This window comes from Brevibacillus fortis (assembly GCF_003013395.1).
GTDB classification, from domain to species: domain Bacteria; phylum Bacillota; class Bacilli; order Brevibacillales; family Brevibacillaceae; genus Brevibacillus; species Brevibacillus fortis.
The window spans coordinates 186,633-205,379 of record NZ_PXZM01000029.1; the positions used below are offsets into that span (position 1 = coordinate 186,633).

The window sequence follows — 18,747 nt, forward strand, 5'->3', positions numbered from 1 at the left end:
ATCAGCTTAATAGCTCCAAAATCGCCTCTTCTGGAAGCTCATCAATAGCAGCAATCAGTTCCTCCTCAATCAGCTCCGCCATTCCTGCAACAGTTGGCGCCGAAAAGAGATTGTCTAAATTCAAATCAACCGGGAAGCTATTCTTTAATCTGGAGATAATCTGAGTTGCCATGATCGAATCGCCCCCCAGGTCTTGGAAATTTTTGTGGATATCAACGTTTTTCACTCCAAGTACCTCTTCCCAAGCAGCCGCAATTTTTCGCACGAGTTCGTTACGTGGTGCATCGTCATCGTCAGCATGTATGATATTTTGATGGGTCACGAAGTTTTGGCTTTCTGTCTTCCTCCCATCAGTGTCTATTGCCTGAACACGAGGTAGCTCAGTTGATTCGGTTATGTCGGTTGCTCTTTGTTCGTGTTTTTCTGCTGTTAGCTCGGAGGTGGCCGCGGCTTCTTGACGGGTACGGTTGCCTATGACAACTTTGGGTAAACGGTATCGTTCCTTGGCAAAAGGATAGCTTGGCAGACCTGATATACGGCTCACCATTCCTTTTGGATAGAGAGCTTCCCACTCTATTTCGTTACCATGAACCCATAGCTCGGCCAGCTTTTTGATCTTCTTGTTCAGAGCGAGATTGCGGATAAAATCCCTTCCCTCTTCAGTGTCGCCGATCTTGATTCCGCCTGTTTTGTTTATTTCTCCGATAAACATATCAGCCGTCTTTGCCCCATTACCTTGTATGAATTGCTCTAGCTGTGCCATCAGATGTTCTCTACTGTTGACCACGACTGCTATTCGGTGAGACATGGATTCCCTTGCAGTCTGATAGGTGTAAAGGAAATCTGCCAGGTCCACATCATGATGCTTCTCTATAAATACCTTTGTTTTCTCGGCATAGGCCATTAATTGCTCACGTGATTCCGCTGATAGCACGAAGACTCCCGTCGCTATCTCTTGACCCTCAACAGGAGCAGCGGATCTTACCTTGCTTCTATCAAGCTCTTCGATTACCAGATGAGCATTGGTGCCGCTGAAACCAAAAGAGCTGATCGCTGCCAAACGAGAGCCTTTGGAATTGGTCTGCCAGTCTTGCAGCTTGGTATTCACATAGACAGGGCTGTTTTCAAAATCAATGTGCTCATTCTCTTTGTCAAAATGGATAGAAGGAGCCATCTTCTTGTTTTTCATGCTGAGTAAAACCTTGATGACACTCAGCACCCCAGCCGCTGCTGTGGTATGACCGATATTGGCCTTCAAAGAACCAATCGCGCAGAAACGTTTCTTCGGTGTGAATTGGCGGAACGATTCACTCAGCGCATGAATCTCTACAGGGTCCCCTAATTTGGTTGCAGTTCCATGTGCCTCAATATATTGAATGTCTTCCACATCAATCTGTTTTTTCGCGTAAATGGTTTTTTGCAGGTCACTTTGCGCTTGAAAGCTCGGCACGGTGATGCCCAATGTCCGTCCATCCTGATTCGTTCCACTGCCACGGATGACACCATAGATGTTGTCGTTATCCCGCATTGCATCTTGCAACCTTTTTAAAATCACAACGCCGACTCCATCCCCAACTACAATGCCATTCGCACCATTGTCAAACGGGCGGCACTCTCCTGTAGGAGAAAGCATCCTTGCGTTACTCATCGAGATAAACGGAGCAGGATGAGAATAAATCGTAACTCCTCCTGCGATGGCCAGATTGACCTCTTCCGTCTTCAGCTTTTGGCAGGCAATATCGATCGCAACCAAAGAAGATGAGCAAGCTGTGTTAACAGCCAAAGCGGGTCCTTTTAGATCAAGGAAATAAGCGATGCGCGAGGCGAGAATACTCGTATCCGATCCGAGCATGCCAAAATGAGAGAAATCTTGTTCTACTGTCATTCCCGCCATGGCACCAATGACGGTTCCAACGGGTTGGCCTCTCAGCATGGACGGGGTGTAACCTGCGTCCTCTAGCGCTTTATAGCTCTCTTGTAAAAGGATGCGCTGCGTGACATCCATCGATTGGGCTTCGGTAGGAGAAATTTTGAAAAACGCTGGATCAAAGTATTCAATATCCTCCATCGCCCCGTATTTAATCGGAATATCTACGAGTGCATTTTCTTTAAAAAAGGCGCGCCAGTCTGGATTCGTAACTTCTTTGATGCAATCCTTACCCTGACTGACAAGCTCCCAGAATTCATCTTGCCCCTGGGCACCTGCTGTGCGGCAGGAAATTCCAATGATCGCAATATCATCGGAGGCTGCTTTCTGCGGTTCTGTATAAACAGGCTTCTCTTCAAAATTTCTATGATTTTGGTAAACCGATTCTGTTTGCGCTGGTTGGCGCTCTGGTAGATGAGTAGCGATGTAGCTCGCCAATGCTCCTAGCGTATTATGCTCAAACACAACACTTGTTGGTAGCTTCAGATAAAACTTGCTATTGATGGCTTCGGATAATTGAACGGCATTGAGCGAGCCAATTCCCAAATCCTTAAGGGATTCTACTTCTTCCAGCTCTTCTTGTCTCAAGCCTAAAACGGTAGAAAAGACCTCGATCAGGCTCGCTTTGATTTTTGTCCGATCTGGAATGGACTGATCCGCCAAATTACGCTTTGATCCAGAATATTCTGATGTAATCGGTTGATGTTGAGCATCCGACACGTATGGTTTACTTGAGTCGAGTTGGCTAGGCTCGTCTTGCTGCACATGACTGCCAATATAGCTTGCCAATGAATCTAACGTATTATGTTCAAACACAACGCTGGTCGGTAATTTCAGATTGAATTTACTGTTAATCATTTCGGATAAGGCAACTGCGTTAAGAGAGCCAATTCCTATATCCTTCAAGGTCTCTACTTCTTCCAGTTCTTCTGGTTGAAGACCTAAAACGGCGGCAAACGCCTCAACCAAGGATTCTTTGATTGTTTCCCTATTCCGATGGATGCTGTAGTCTTGCTGATTTGGAGTGGTGAGCGCTCTCGTTTGCTTTTTCGGATAAGGAATATAACCGCTGTTTACCATTTCCGCTAATGCTTCTGGATAAGGCCTTTTCTTCGATAGTTTGCTGGCATTCCATTCACAACGCTTCGTGTACGCAAGATGTGGAGCCTTTTTCAGCTTAAACAAGCAATAGCTGATCCACCCTTTTTCAAGAGAGATGGATTGATTTACCGTGTTAATATACAAATCTTGAACGGCTTTAGGCAGATGCTTGATGTACTGTTCCACGTCAGGATCATGCAAGGAGTTAGCAATCTGCGGCGATACGTCGATGATTTCATCGATCACGAACTGATGCTCGGCTAAAAGCTCCATCCATTCTTGAACAGTAGGGATCGTGATTTCTACGTTCGGATCTACAATCGGTCCTCGCGTATTGGCAATATAATCGATCAATAGAACCGTTCCCTCTTCGTTCAGAGAAGATGAGATATTTTGAAATAATCCGTGTTTGTTTCGAATATGGAAGCTTACTTCAATCCCAACAATGATGTCGTAGAGATCGGGAAAAGCATCCTTGGAGCTGTCTTTATTGAATATCTTCGCACGAGCTCCCAGGTTTTTCTGCGCGATTCGTTGATTTCCAAGCTCTGCTTGCGCCTTGGTAATCGTAAATCCATGGGTTTCAATATGCGGATAGAGCTCTGCTATTTGAATTACATCTGTCCCATGACCGCATCCGAAGTCCAACACCTTTTGCACACGAGAAAAATTTTCTTTGCAAAATAGTACTTGGCGCATCTCTACTTGCTTCTCTCTTACCATTTCTCTTTCCAACGGATATTTTTCAGGGTTCAAGATGACACGGCTCATTGAAAACCCTGGAATTTTCCTTTCAAATGGGCATACGGTCAAGTAATCTTCCGAAAACTCCGCTTCGCTGCTGTTGGCGCTATATGTATAAATCTCAACGGCTTTGTTTTCGAATTCTGGATGAGCGGATGTCATGCTCGTCTCCCTCCTAGAGCGATTCGTTTGATTACGTTCGATCCAACATGTTCTCCTCTTAAACGGATAGGTTGGGAGCTTAGCTACTCGGAATAACTCCTTCCCTGCATGCAGCTTCTGCCAAGGGATGGGATTGCCTAGAACCCACAATTTTGCTAGTTCGCCTACATCTCTTGATTCGATTGCCAGAGCAACCCGGTCTGACAGCAATTCTTTGTGATCCTTGAGATCTCCCAAAAAGCATTGTTCCGTCTCTTCTTGATGTTCCAACCAGCGTTCCAGTTGCTGTAATAGCTCTGTTTGACTATTGGTGATGACAGCTAAACGGCAAGACATTTCTTCTCTTCCGATTTGAAGGGTGTAGGCAGTATTTGCTACATCAATATTCTCGTTCTTATGCAAATAACCAACCCAGCGTTGAATGTATTCCTGCAATCTCTCTTTATTCTTGGCCGAAAAGACAAACAGCTCAGGTTCTGGGGCGTTTACTCTGTTTGATAATGACAGGGTTTGAGGTTGCAGGTTGCGGTCGTATTCCTCAACGATAAGATGGGCATTCACTCCACCGCCGCCAAAGCTGGTAATGCCTGCTCGTCGGGGGACTGTCTGCCCATCTACTGTGACTTGTTTCCATTCCGATACTTCCCGCTGCAATTGAAATGGGAGTTGACCAAAATGAATATTCGGATTCAAATCGTCAGGCATCAAGGTTGGAACCAGCGTCTGATGCTGTAAGGACAAAATCACCTTCATTAACTGCGACATGCCAGAAGCTGATTCACAATGCCCGATATTCGGTTTGACCGAACCGAGTCGATAATCCCCTTCTGTTCCTTGCCGGTTGTGAAAAGCTTTCGTCACCGCTGTCATTTCTACGGCATCCACTATGTCTGATCCATAGGCAGATGCTTCTAGATAACTAATGGATCGAGGGTCCAGTCCACTTTCTTCCAACGCCTCTCCAATCACATCTGCAATAGGATTGGGGCTCGGTGTCATGTAGCCATTGGCTTTGCCCTTATGGTTGACGGCGGTTCCTCGTATCACGGCATAAATATGGTCCAGGTCCTGTACAGCCTGATCGTAATCCTTGAGAACAATCGCACCCACTCCCTCACCCGGTACAAAACCAATTCCGCCGTTCCCAAAGGCAGCACTGTCAGAAGTATGGGAGATGAGCTGTCCCACAGTCAGACCGAAGTAGGTATGCGGATGTGTGTACAGATTCACTCCACCAGCAATCGCCATGCTTCCCTTACCGTTTCGGATGTACTCACATGCTTCATGAATCGCTACCAAAGCTGAGGAACACATCGTATCGATCGGCATACTCGGCCCCTGTAAATTTAAATAGTACGAAGCCCGATTGACCATCGATGCATACGAGGTTGTCGGAAAGTGATGGGTGGTTTCCGTGCTATACAAGTGAAATCCTTGTTTCGTAATCCCACCAAATACCCCTGTTCTCTTACGCAGCTCCGCAGACATCTTCGATGAGGCATAGCCTGCATCTTCTAACGCCTTCCAGCACTCTTCTAGATATAGGCGCTCTTGAGGGTCTATATTCTCTGCTTCTCGCGGAGTCATCTGAAAAAATAATGGATCAAACTGATCAAAGTCTTCTAAGAAAGCGCCCCATTTGCTATAGCTTTTTCCTTGGGAAATGGCTTCCTCCCGATTTGGATGATAATTCGCTTTCCAATCCCAACGCTTTTCTGGGATTTCTGAGATAGACTTTTTACCCTGTACTAAATTCTCCCAAAACTCGTCCAAGGTGTTCGCTTGAGCAAAGCGCCCACTCATGCCAATAATCGCGATTTTACCGGAGGATGCAGGCTTGGACGCCGTCATTTGCGAGTGAGTAGAAGACGTAAATGCTCTCGTTTTTCTTGGGTTTCGTTTCACTTCACTTTTCAGTAATTGATCAAACTCAGCATGATCTTCCGTTCGATTTGGCTCCTGCTTCTGCTCATCTAATCCTGTGAACGAAATCAGCGCTTCTCTTTGTGTTTCGATTAAATGTTCTACTAAGTCATCCACCGTCTGATATTCAAAAAACAAAGTACCGCTGATGGTCTCGCCGAAAATTTTCCGAAATTGATTGATCAGTTGTACAGATAAAATGGAATCCATACCATATGCCTCTAACGGCTCCGAAGTATCCATTCGGTTACTTGGCATTTTCAGCGTTTCAGCGATCAACTGTTTGATGTATTCCGTACTTTTTTCGCGTAGGACATCCTCGAATGCTCTTCCTTTTGGAGCAGAAGGCATGTTCACTCTCTTTGCTTTTGGTTGTTCCGCATTTACTCTCGGCGCAGGTTTAGGCTGCTTTTTTTGTTGTTGGCGAATCACGCCGTCGCTTTCGGTAACAATAATCTGCTGCCCCATCGCATGCGCCTCTTCTGTTGGGAAAAAGACAGACTGAAACCCTTCCTCCTCCAATACTCTCTGCCACGTTGACGAAGATAACCCAGGGCAGCCTGAGATGCGCAGCTCTGGGTCTTCGTACAGCCACCATCCCTCCAGCAAACCAAAGGTAAGATGGAGGAAGATGGTATTTTTACTCATTTCATTTAGCAGCAGCAAGCCGTTCTCTTTTATTACGGCTTTCGCATTACGCAGGGTTTGGCGAATATTTTTCGTGGCGTGCAGTACATTTGCTGCAATCGCAATATCATATTCGCCCAGATCAATTCCTTGTCCCATCAGCGGCTCTTCTACGTTGAAAATCTTGTAGGTCAAATAAGGATTGCTTGGACCATACTCTTTTTCTGCATGCATGAAAAAGGCTTTGGACAGGTCTGTGTAGCAATATTCCTGGATATGCTCATGATACGCCTTTAGTTTTTGGAAAACGACAGCACTCGTTCCTCCCGTACCTGCACCAATCTCGAGAATACGAATGCGTGCCGCAGAATCTTGGTTCAGCCGTTCCTCAACAAAAGCAACCAATGTATCGGCAAGCACTTCATTGAAGTAGTCGGAAACCGTGTTATTTTTGTATACCTTCTCGACTAATTCCATCGATGAATTGGGAAAGATGATTTCTGTGGCCCGCACTTTTCCCGTGAGAATTTGCGGCAAAGCACGCAAGGTTGTCTCTACGAGCTTGACTTGCGCATTCGTATCCGAATTCTTTAGCCAGACCTCTTTTTCTTGCTCCCATTCTTGCCAGACATCGGCACTAGAAATGGGAGCAGGATCGATCACGGTAGATGTTGAGTGATCGTAAACGAGATAATCATTCTGAGCCAAAACAGAAGCCGTTTCTTCGAGCCACATGTCATATAAGTCAAGCAGACCGCTTTTTCTTTTGAGATCGCTGAGCGCTTGATTCTTTTTTGTAAAGCAGCCAAGCGACTGCATTTGACTCCACAGTAACTTTAAAAGAAGCTCGTCCATTTTGTTCATTCTAGGCACTCCTTCGGCTTACACGTATTGAACCCGTTCCTTCTGTTCACTTGCTGATTGATTTTTCAGGGTGGTATCGACTACATATTCAGCGATATGTTTAAGCGTTGGATAGTCCGTCATCACAGTTGGTGTCAATTCAAGCTTGTACTTCTGATTGATTTTGCTAGAAAGTTCGGTGAGCTTGACTGGATCGAATCCATACTCCTGTAGTTCAATATCCGTATCTATCTCTTCTCTCTCTACCTTGAGGATTTGAGAGGCGAGTTGAATGATCGCTGCTTGAACTTTATCAAACAAGCTGTCTGTGTCCGTATCCGATTCTGATGCAAAATAAGCTGCTTTTGGCATCTTTTTTACTTTTAGCTTGTTTTTAATGCTTGCCATGCTGGAGGAAATTCTCTCTGAAACGACCGCAACCGATTCACTTGTATGGATTCCTTCCATATCGAGTGGCTTGGTTGTTTTCATCAGCGCCAATTGATTCATCGGACCTGCTAGCAAGGCTTCCAATGCCTCCATCCCTTCCGAAGGTTCGATCGAGCCAATGCCGATTTGTGCCATTCGTTCCTGATAGCCCTTGGACGCAACGATTCCAACACTGCCCCAGTATCCCCAGTTCATTACTTTCACCGCACATGTCCATTCCTCGGCAAGCTGATGGGCGAAAGCATCTTTAAAGGCGCAACCAGAAGCATAATTGCTTTGTCCAGGCGATTTCGTAAACGAGTTAATCGAAGAGAAAAACAGGACGAAATCCAATGGTTCTTCTCCAAATACTTGGCTCATCCGCACACTTACCTCTACTTTTGGTACCAATCCAGCTCGGAAGGTTGTCTCGTCCATATTCGCCAGACTTCTATCCAGTAGAACAATAGCGGAATGAATCACTCCGTTAATCTTGCCATATCGCTTCTTGATCTCTTCGTATGCAGATTGCAGCGATTCGCGATCCGTAGCATCTGCTTCAATGTAGAGCGGCGAAGGTCCTAGGGTAGCAAGTTGAACTATTTTGTTCTGGATCGACTCATCTTTTTTGCGGCGGCCGATCCAAATCACCTGTGCTTGATAGGTGCCGATCATGTATTCGCTCCACGCTTGTCCAATACCGCCCGCGCCTCCAATCACAACATAAACTCCCTGTTGCTTGTAAACGGTTTGGTTGATGGAAGGACTCTGGACTGGCATCAACTGTTGGCGATGCCACGCTTGTCCACGATATGCCCAAGCGTTTCCATGAGCATCGGTAGGTATAGCAAAAACATCACCCAGAGGCCAATCGACATGAGCTTCCAAATCGACGAGTCTTACCTTCCAGTTCGGATATTCCTTCGCCATCGATCCGATCAACCCGTGGATACTGGCATGCGTTGGATGGACATTATCTTTTTTGTAGACAGCTTGCGCCTGAACGGTAATGATAGTCCAGCCCAAGTCTCGCGTGTGATACCCCAACGCAAGCAAAGCCTTGATCAAACGGAAAACATGAATAACGCCCCGCTCCTGCCAGGTCATCAAGGTTTCCTCTTTTACGGATTCCACAGGGCTGTCAGGAGCTACCCACAGGATATGATCGATCACACCCTGCTCTTCCAGCTTCCTTGCGATTACCTCAATAGAATCCTCTGACTGAAGCAGCAAAACAGTAGCTTGAGGGTAATGACGTTGAAGGCGACTTCTGTCCTTTTCGTCGGCGCAAACGATGACAACCTGATCACTTGTTGCTGGAATGATTTCACCTTTTTCTAAAGACACGGCGTTCCATACGGGAGTGAGCATCGTGGTTCCCATCAGCGGTGGGGTGGAAGTCGCTGTTTCCTGAGTCTCGCTCACTGTTACACCTAGTTTTTCAATCCCAACTGAAAAACCTTTCATTCTCACGCCTATTCTGCCTGTCTCATCACATAGATCAATATCTATTTTCCTTGTATGATTCTCCGCTTGGACATCATCACTAGATCGAATGAGAGCATACATGACAACAGGATGATTCTCGAAGATCTCCAGCTCTTCCAGGGTAAAAGAACCCTCTGGTTGGATGGAGCTGATGATGTCAGATGATGTAGACTCCTTGATGAGATAAGGAGATGACTGCAACAGAGACTCCAACAAGCTGGGATGGAGAACGAATTGCCCTGCTGTCTCCACAGCAATTGAAGGCAAGGAGAGTTTTACCAGTACTTGACCCTGAGTCCTGTATACTTGGTCAATCCCTCGAAAATTCGGATGAACATTCATTCCACGTTCTTTTAACAGCTCGTAGCATTGGAGGGAAGTAAGTATCTCGCTGCTCTCGGCTTGGAAGGCTGGTAGATCCAGCGTTGGTGCATCAACGAGCGAAGTGAATTCGACCATACCTTGGCTATGTACGACAGACCTGGTATCATCTTCTTTCGATTCGCTGTAGATTTCAAAAGCAAGCTCTCCAGTGTCCTCTGGATAGATACCCAGATGTATCGGAACCAGATCATCGCCCACCACTAGCGGATAGTCTGTAGCAACATGAGTCATTCGGATTCCAGATAAAGTCTCCTCTCTATCTCCTGCTGCCTGTTCCACTGCCGCCCGTGCCATTTCCAGATAAGCCGTGATTGGAAAGAGGCGCTGCTCGTTTCCAAGATGATCCGCCAAGAACGACTCCTGCCCTGTGAACCTTGAACTGTATCTCAGCTCATAGAGGTCAGAGGTGTTCTTATGAAGCAATGGGTGAAGGATATCCCCTCTAACTGAAGATTCTTCGGCCCTACCTGTTACCTTTGGCTTTTGAACATCTATCCAGTAACGCTCTCTGGCAAAAGGATAGGTAGGCAAACTGACGCGGCGCGGCTTATCGTCGCTATACAGCTTATTCCAATCAAAAGAGACGCCCTGGACCCAAAGGTTCATCAGTTTTGCGTATTTCCCTTTGGCCATCCATGTCTCCACTGTTTGTTTCATATCTTCGTCAGCAAAAAGAGCTACCGTGTCATGATTGCGCTTCACTCGCCCACGATACAGCTCGGCAATGTTATCTGCTCCTTCTGCAAAATGCGTTAGCTTTTCCTCCAGCTCATTCACTGATCTGACGATAACAGCCAAGCGTTCTTCCAGCGCCTCCCGCCCTACTTGAAGCGTATAGGCGATATCAGCCAAATGGGCATCGGTGAATGATTCTTCTTTGACCGCCTTCAATAATCGATTTACTTGAGCGAACAGTCTCTCTTCGTTCTTCGCTGACAGCACGATCACTTTTGGATGTTGTGGCTGAATGCTACTCTGAGGCTGTCTATCTGTTTCGAGATACTCTTCGATGACGATATGGACATTGGCTCCTCCCGCCCCAAAAGAAGACAGCCCCGCGATTCTAGGATACTCCTTGGTCACTCCGTTGCTTTCAATGAACGGTCGTTTCCATTCAGCCAGCTCTTGCTGAACCACAAATGGTGTTTGACTGAAATCAATGTTTGGATTCATCACCTCGGCGTGCAGGGATGGTGCTATTTGACCGTATTTCATCTGAAGCAATATTTTGGTTAAACCTGCTATTCCTGCCGCGCTCTCCGTATGCCCAATGTTCGACTTGGCAGAGCCAATGGAGCAGAATTGTTTGTCTTTCGTATATTGTCCAAATGCGCGAGTCAGCCCCGCAATCTCGATTGGATCTCCCAAAGCGGTACCTGTACCGTGGGCTTCGATATAGCTGACGGCACGAGCGTCCACTCCTGCCCGCTGCAATGCCTCGTCGATTACCTGCGACTGTGCGATGGGGTTGGGAACCGTATATCCATTTGTTTTGCCGCCTGAATTGAGCATGCTTCCCTTGATTACGCCGTATATGTGGTCTCCGTCGGCAATCGCCTTTTGCAGAGGTTTCAATACGATAGCTCCCACACCTTCTCCATCTACAAAGCCGTCCGCTTGGTCGCCAAACGACTTGCAACTGTCACCAGCAGAAAGCATCGTCGCTCCAGACAATCGAATATAGTGAAACGGATCGACAATTAAATTGACCCCGCCAGCAATGGCACATTCACTTGTACCGCTATACAGGCTCTCCAAGGCCAAATGGATCGCTGTCAGAGAAGAGGAGCACGCCGTATCCACTGCTAGACTCGGACCTTGAAAATTGAACAAGTAAGAAAGGCGGTTCGCAATGGACCAGTAGCTCGTACCTGCTTGGTAATTTCCATTCATGACACCAACAAATACCCCAATTTTTCTGCTTTCTCCTAAAGTGGAAGGCGTATAACCCGCATCTTCCATACTGGCGTATGCCGTTTCTAAAAATAAGCGCTCCTGAGGGTCCATCTGCTCCGCTTCGTTAGGAGAAATTTGGAAAAATAATGGGTCGAATTTATCAATATCCTCGATAAAGCCGCCCCATTTGGTGTACATGTATCCTCTTTTTCCTTTTTCTTCGCTGAAGAACTCTTGCCAATTCCAACGATCCTTCGGTACTTCCGTGATACAATTCTTCCCTTCTTGCAGGTGAGACCAAAACTCCCAGACATCCTCCGCTTGCGGATAACGTCCTGAAAGACCAATGATCGCCACATCCTGCCTAGACGATGCTATTGGTTTTTCCGCTTCCGTATCATGAACTGGCAGGAAACGGCGGGATTTTGACTTTCTAATTGTCGGGGCAGCTTGCTCTCTGGTTGGCTTTGCAGAAGCTCCTGAGTTGGTTATTTGCTTTTGAACAGGCTGCTGTTCTTCTATTCCTACTAAGGCAAGCAATTCATCTGTTTGTGTTGTCATGAAATGCTCGACCAGCGCATCAATGGTTTGATATTCAAAGAAGAGGGTCGTGCTGATCGCATGTAATTTTTTCCGTAAGACGTTAGTCATTTGCACAATCATAATCGAATCAATGCCATACTCCTCTAAGGCCGCAGATGAGTCGATCTGGTCAAATGGAATCTTCAGTGTTTCTCCGACCAATTGCTTGAAATAAGCAATGCTTTTCTCACGAAGCAAATCCTCCGTGCCTGTTCCTCTGTCTGTAGCTGGAGGAACTGGTAGAGCGGAAGCTGAGGTCCCCGTTGATTTCTGCTGCTGTTTAGACTTGCGGACAACGCCGTCACTTTCAGCAATCATTAACTGTGGATAGGAGACAACTCGATAGCCCTCATCTCTCAATACTTTCTGCCAAGCTTCAAGAGGTAACGAAAGACCTTTTGCGACGTTTTGATCAGACATCTCCTTTACTAGAAGCAAGCCATTTCTTTTTAAGAGATTCTTGTAGTTACGCAAGGCTTGACGGATATGTTGAGCCGTGTGCAATTTATCAGCTGTAATAATCAGGTCGTATTCGCCAGCGTTCAATCCTTGTGCACCAAACGCCGCTTCTGGGTCGAAAACTTGAAAACTCATAAATGAATCATTCGCAGCGAATTGTTTTTCGCCCCGCATTACGATTTCTCTGGAACAACCGGTATAGCAGTACTCTTCAATACACTCTTGATAGACATGTAATTTTTGTAAAATGGAGGCACTGGTTGTTTCTGTCCCTGCTCCTATTTCGAGAATCCGCATTCGCGCTGATTGATCCTGTTTCAACCTCTCCTTGATAAAAGAAGCCGCCACATCAGCAAGACCTTCATTTTCATGAGCGGAGAGCTGTAGCATAGAAGGATAGCGTTCAGAGTGAACATCCACCCATTCCTCTTCCTTCATCCCTTCAATGACAATCGGCTTCGTGATCTTCATTACAGCCATTTGATCCATGGCTCCTGCGAGAAGTGTCTCTATGGCTTGCATTGCTTCTGGAGGCTGAATAAGGCCAATGCCGATTTGCTCCAAACGACGATAGGTTTCTACCATCTCTTGATGAGACTCTTCCACTTGTCCACTGCTCCAATATCCCCAATTGATCACTTTCACCGCACTTGGCCATACTTGAGTCAGTTGATGAGCATATGCATCTTTAAAGGTACATCCGGCCGCGTAGTTGCTTTGCTTAGGCGCTTTCGTAACCGCCATGAGCGAAGAGAAGAATAAAACAAAATCCAACGGTTCCTTCTCAAACACCACACCCATGTTCACACTTACATCAACCTTGGACGAAAGTACTGCTCGGAAACCTTCCTCTTGCATCATTTCCAAGCTCTCTTCAACCAAGACCATGGCAGAATGAACAACCCCGTCAATTCGTGTATACGTCTGCTTTATCTGTTCATAAGCTTGTTGCAAAGCGCTCTTTTGCGTTGCATCCGCAGTAATATATTCTGGTGCTGGTCCAAAAGCGGCAAGTCTATCAATCTTCGCTTGAATCTCTTCATTTTTTTGACGACGACCAATCCATACGATCTGGGCTTGATAGGTACGAATCATATACTCGGTCCATGCTTCGCCGATGCCACCAGCACCGCCAATAACCAAATAAATGCCACCCTGCTTCAACCGTGTCTGATCGATCGGAGGATGGTCGATGGCAAGCAACTGCTGGCGATACCATTCACCCTGACGATAAACCCACGGACGCCCCTGACGATCTCTTGGCAGCGTCAACATATCATCCAACGGCCATTCACATTCGGCCTCTACATCCACAAGTCGAATCTTCCAGTTTGGATATTCCTTCGCCATCGAACCAATTAAACCATGGATACTAGCGTGGCAAGGGTTTACAACATCTGTTTTACGAATGGGCTGGGATTGGACAGTGATGACACTCCAACCCAACTCCTTGCTTCCGTATCCCAAGTGAAGCAAGGCTTTAATCGTTCGAAAGCATAGAATGACTCCCTGATCTTGCCCCTCGATTAATCGATGATCCGCCAAGGAATCTATCACTTCAAAAGGAGCGATCCACACCATATGATCAACGGAACCAAGCTCTTCCAGTCGTTGTGCGATTTCCTCAATGGTATTGTCAGCCTCAATGGTCAACCTTTGTGCACGCGGATAGTATTGTTGAATGGCGCTCCAATTCTCTTCATTTCCCCCCACAATGACAACCTGCTCATCAGCAGCAGGGGAATGCTGCCCCTTCTCAACCGGAGTCAAATCCCACACAGCGGACAGCATGAGATTCCCCACGGGGGGCTCCAGTGAGATTACAGAAGAAGCTCTGCTCGAAGAAACGTGGCTTGCTTGCTTCCCATCCTCCAGCACTCGCATGGAATATCCCTTCATTCGTACACAAACGGTTCCTTGTTCATCGCACAAATCAATATCTAGCTTCTGCACCTTGTCATCTACGCTACTGTTGGCACTGTAGCGAACGTACGCCCACATCGAGGATGTGCACTTGCCGTGAATTTCAACTTCTTCCATGGCAAAAGGCAAGGACGGCTTGCGACTAGAAGGGCCATCCGCTGATAGGGTATCCTCCCCACCCATCATGAGCCCGATAGATGCCTGCAAAGCAGAATCCATCAAGCTTGGGTGCAGTACAAAAGGGTTCTCTATTTCGGAAACGGAGGCTGGCAAGGATAGCTTGGCTAAAACTTGGCTTTTGCCTACATACAAGATGTCAATCCCTTGATGAGCCGAACCATAATCCATTCCTATCGAATGAAAAATGCTGTAGCATTGTTCGGATGAAAACTCACGTTGACCGCACTCTACCTGTAACGCTGGCAGGTTCAAGACATGTCTCTCCGTAATAGAATGAAGCATGACGCTGCCCTGACTGTGTACGACAGGCTCTGCATCCATAGCCTCCAACTCGCTGTAGATTTCAAAAGTAATCTCGCCATTCTCTTCGGGAACAAGACCGATATGTACCTGTACAGGTTGGTCCCCTACAACAATTGGCCGTGTCCAAACAACGTTTTTGAGTTGAATCCTGGATTGTTCTTCTGTCAAGGCAGCCGTTGCTTGCTCTACTGCTGCTCTCGCCATCTCCAGATAGGCAACTCCCGGCAGGATTCTCTGATTCTTCACGACATGGTCTGTTAGAAAAAACTCCTGACCTGTAAAAGTGGAGCTAAACCTCTGTTCAGAAAAATCAGAAGTATTCCGCTGCAACAGTGGATGAATGGCTGCTTCGATCGTCAATGAGGCTGCTGTCTTGCCGCTTACAGATTTATTTTTGCTCTCTGGAATCCAATAACGATTCTTCGCAAACGGGTACGTCGGCAACGGAACACGTCTAGGTCTACTATTTAAGTAAAGCTGTTCCCAATCCATTTCATAGCCTGTCACCCATAATTCCGCTATTTTTCTGACGTTGCCTTCTGAAATCCAGCTTTGGTCATCGCTTATAAATCCGAATGACTCGTTGTTGGGCTTCAATTGCCCTTCCCAGCAATTGTCTATCGTATTCTCGCCTTTCGCATAAGCTTCCAATTTTTCAATCAGCTCGGGTATTCCCTTGACAACAAAGGCTACTCGTTCTTTCATCCCTTCTCGTCCTACTTGCAGGGTATACGCCACATTTTCCAGATCGATTTGCCTTGCTTGGTCAGCAAAAGACTGCTCTTCCACATCGTCTTGATGGCTAACCATGAGATAAGCGATGACGGAAGCAATGGAGCTGCTTTGATCGAACTCCTTGATATCGAGCTGAATTTGCAGCTCCTCTTCCATTTTTTGCTTAAGCTGTGTGATTTGAACGAGGTCTACACCGTATTCATGCCACTCTTGCTCAATCTCAATGATGTTTTCTCCCACATGAATAATACTGGATAATATCGTGCGAAGCTTCTTCTCGAGCATTTCTTGGAGTTGCTTCCGCTTCTCTCCCTTGCTTGGTTGAGGACGATGGTCAGATGATGCCCCTTTTAGAAAGTCCGCTATTTTTCGCGCATACACTTGCAGTCGTTCCTTATTCTTGGCAGATAGCGGAATGATCACTGGGTTATTTGCTTGAGCTTTCGGCATTGTTTCAGCTGGGATGTATTCTTCCAAAATAACATGGGCATTTGACCCCGAAGCTCCAAACGAACTTACCCCTGCTCGTCTCAGACGGGAGACTTCTTGACCGTTTTCCATGAACACCGATTTCCACTCTTCTGTTCGCTGCTGTACATAAAACGGAGATTGCGCAAAATCAATAAACGGATTAACTTCCTTGGAATGTAAGGAAGCCACGAGAGTTTTATGGTGAAGCTGCAGAACAGCTTTTTGCAGACCGCTAATACCTGCGGCAGATTCTGCATGCCCGATATTTGATTTCACCGAGCCGATGGAACAAAATTGCTGATCCTCTGTAGATTGACGGAACGCTTTCACCAATCCTTGAATTTCAATCGGATCGCCTAAAGAAGTTCCTGTCCCGTGCGCTTCCACATAACTGATCGTTCGCGCGTCTACACCGCTCTTTTCCAAGCATGCCGTAATCACTTCTGCTTGAGCAACAGGGCTTGGCACGGACGGTCCGCTCACCGATCCGACGTGGTTAACACTGCTTCCTTTTATCACGGCATAGATATGATCTCTATCCTCAATCGCTTTGCGCAATGGCTTTAACACGACCGTACCGACGCCTTCACCAGAAACATACCCATCGCCATCCTTGCCAAAGGTATGACAATAGCCATCACTGGAGTGCATATCCATCATGCCATATGACAAGTATTTTCCAGGATGCAAGGATAAATTGACACCGCCTGCCAATGCTACTTCACATTCTCCGCGCTTGATGCTTTCCAACGCCAAATGAACAGCGGTCAGCGAAGATGAGCATACCGTGTCAATCGCCATGCTTGGACCATGAAAATTGCAGAAATAAGAGACACGATTGGCAATAGGTGCATAGTTCAAGGATAACGGGAACATTTCTCCCCGAGACATCGCTTCGGCTCCAATTAAGGAATAATCCTTGTGCATCACGCCAACAAAGACACCAACCTGCCGCCTGTTACTGCTCCCCCGCGGCGGAACAATCGTCTTCGGCGTATATCCCGCATCTTCCATCGCTTCCCAGCACGTTTCCAGAAACAAGCGTTCCTGAGGGTCCATCGTTTCCGCTTCCCGTGGTGATATCCTGAAAAATGGCGAATCAAAGCAATCTGGATCTTCAATAAATCCTCCCCATTTGGATATCTGCTTTCCAGAAGGGGATTTGAGTTCTCCAAACTGCTGCCAATCCCAGCGAGATTTCGGGACTTCTCTGATGCAGTCTTTGCCCTCTTTTAAATTCATCCAGAATTCATGGAGATTTCTTGCCTCTGGATAACGACCTGCCATCCCGATGATTGCAATTTCTTCATTCGTATTAGCTGCTTGATTCTCAGAGGCTGAATTTAAGACCGTTTCGGGTTGCGGCAACTCTTGTCTACCTTCCTGTTTCATCAAATCAAGTCCGTTGAATGCAGAAGCATAATTCTCGGCAAGATAGGCGGCCAGCTCAGCGATATTCGTATATTCAAACAGTAAAATAGGAGACAGCACCGTTCCCACTTTCGTTTCAACAGCCTTCACAACCTTCAACAAGCCCGGTGAATTAAGCCCCATTTCATAGTAACCAATCTGTGTATCGATCAGCGCGGCTGGAGCTTGTAATCGATCTCCCAATAGTTGTTGTAAAAAAGTTTGGACTCTATTCACTAGGGCAGACTGCGGCACATTCGACAGAGATACTGTTTGCTTCGCTGGTTGGATATCCGCTCGAAGCTGAGGTGCTTCTTTTTTATTGGGATTGATCAGACCAGGATCACGAACTAACTTGCCCGCAAAATTTTGCAAATGCGCTATTTTTCTACCGGTTCTATCAAAGAACTCCATCGTCATATACATCAGCTCATTTTTTCGCTGGATGGATGAAGTTTGTACTCTGGTAAAACAATGTTGCTGTAATAGAGCGGAGGCACGAAAAGATTCATAAAAAAGCGGCAAAAATAGCCGTTGCTCTTCTTGGACTACCGACGTGAACAATACCATCGAGCCGATCGCGGAACCGTCGATCAGTGTCGGGTGAAACATGAACCCTTCCGCACTGGGAAGGGCATGTTTACCGAGAGAAATCTCCATAACCGCCGCAGAATCTGTTTCGTAAATCGTTCCTTCTGCCTTCATAAAGCCTGTGTGCACCAGTTCCTGACGGCGGCATTGTTCATACACGTCATGCAGATGGACCTTTTTGTTTGCAGCTTGCTCTATCATGAGAAGATCCAGCGTTTCATCGAACTGCGTAGAAGCATGGCGATGCATTTCAGCAGTGACGTATAGCTTTTTCTCCGATTCCAAAATGCCGTTGCGCTGTGTCTGCCCCTCCATCCGAATCTGCCACTGTCCTGCTTTGACTTCCAGGCACTGTATGCTCAGCCATACATCATAATCTTGTCCTACCATGATTGGATGATAGATCGTTAGATTACGGAGCTCAAGCTCGCTGTAATCATGACCATTTTCTCGAAACATTTGATACAACAGATCAATATGGGCTAATCCGGGCAACAGTTCCTGACCGTGCGCTTTATGATTTTTGAGGATCGGATGGTTGATAGTTATGAGAAGCTGATCATGCACTT

The 18,747-nt window shown here is 46.5% G+C and carries 2 protein-coding genes; both read right to left on the reverse strand.

The window, feature by feature from the left end; genetic code table 11:
* Position 1: 1 nt before the first annotated feature.
* The gene (locus tag C7R93_RS18335) at positions 2-7,348 is read right to left on the reverse strand and encodes a beta-ketoacyl synthase N-terminal-like domain-containing protein (protein ID WP_106840166.1); all 7,347 of its coding nucleotides are present in this window, start codon (positions 7,346-7,348) and stop codon (positions 2-4) included.
* 18 nt (positions 7,349-7,366) lie between these two features.
* Positions 7,367-18,745: an SDR family NAD(P)-dependent oxidoreductase gene (locus tag C7R93_RS18340; RefSeq protein WP_106840167.1), complete on the reverse strand. Its 11,379-nt coding sequence runs from the start codon at positions 18,743-18,745 to the stop codon at positions 7,367-7,369.
* Positions 18,746-18,747 lie beyond the last annotated feature (2 nt).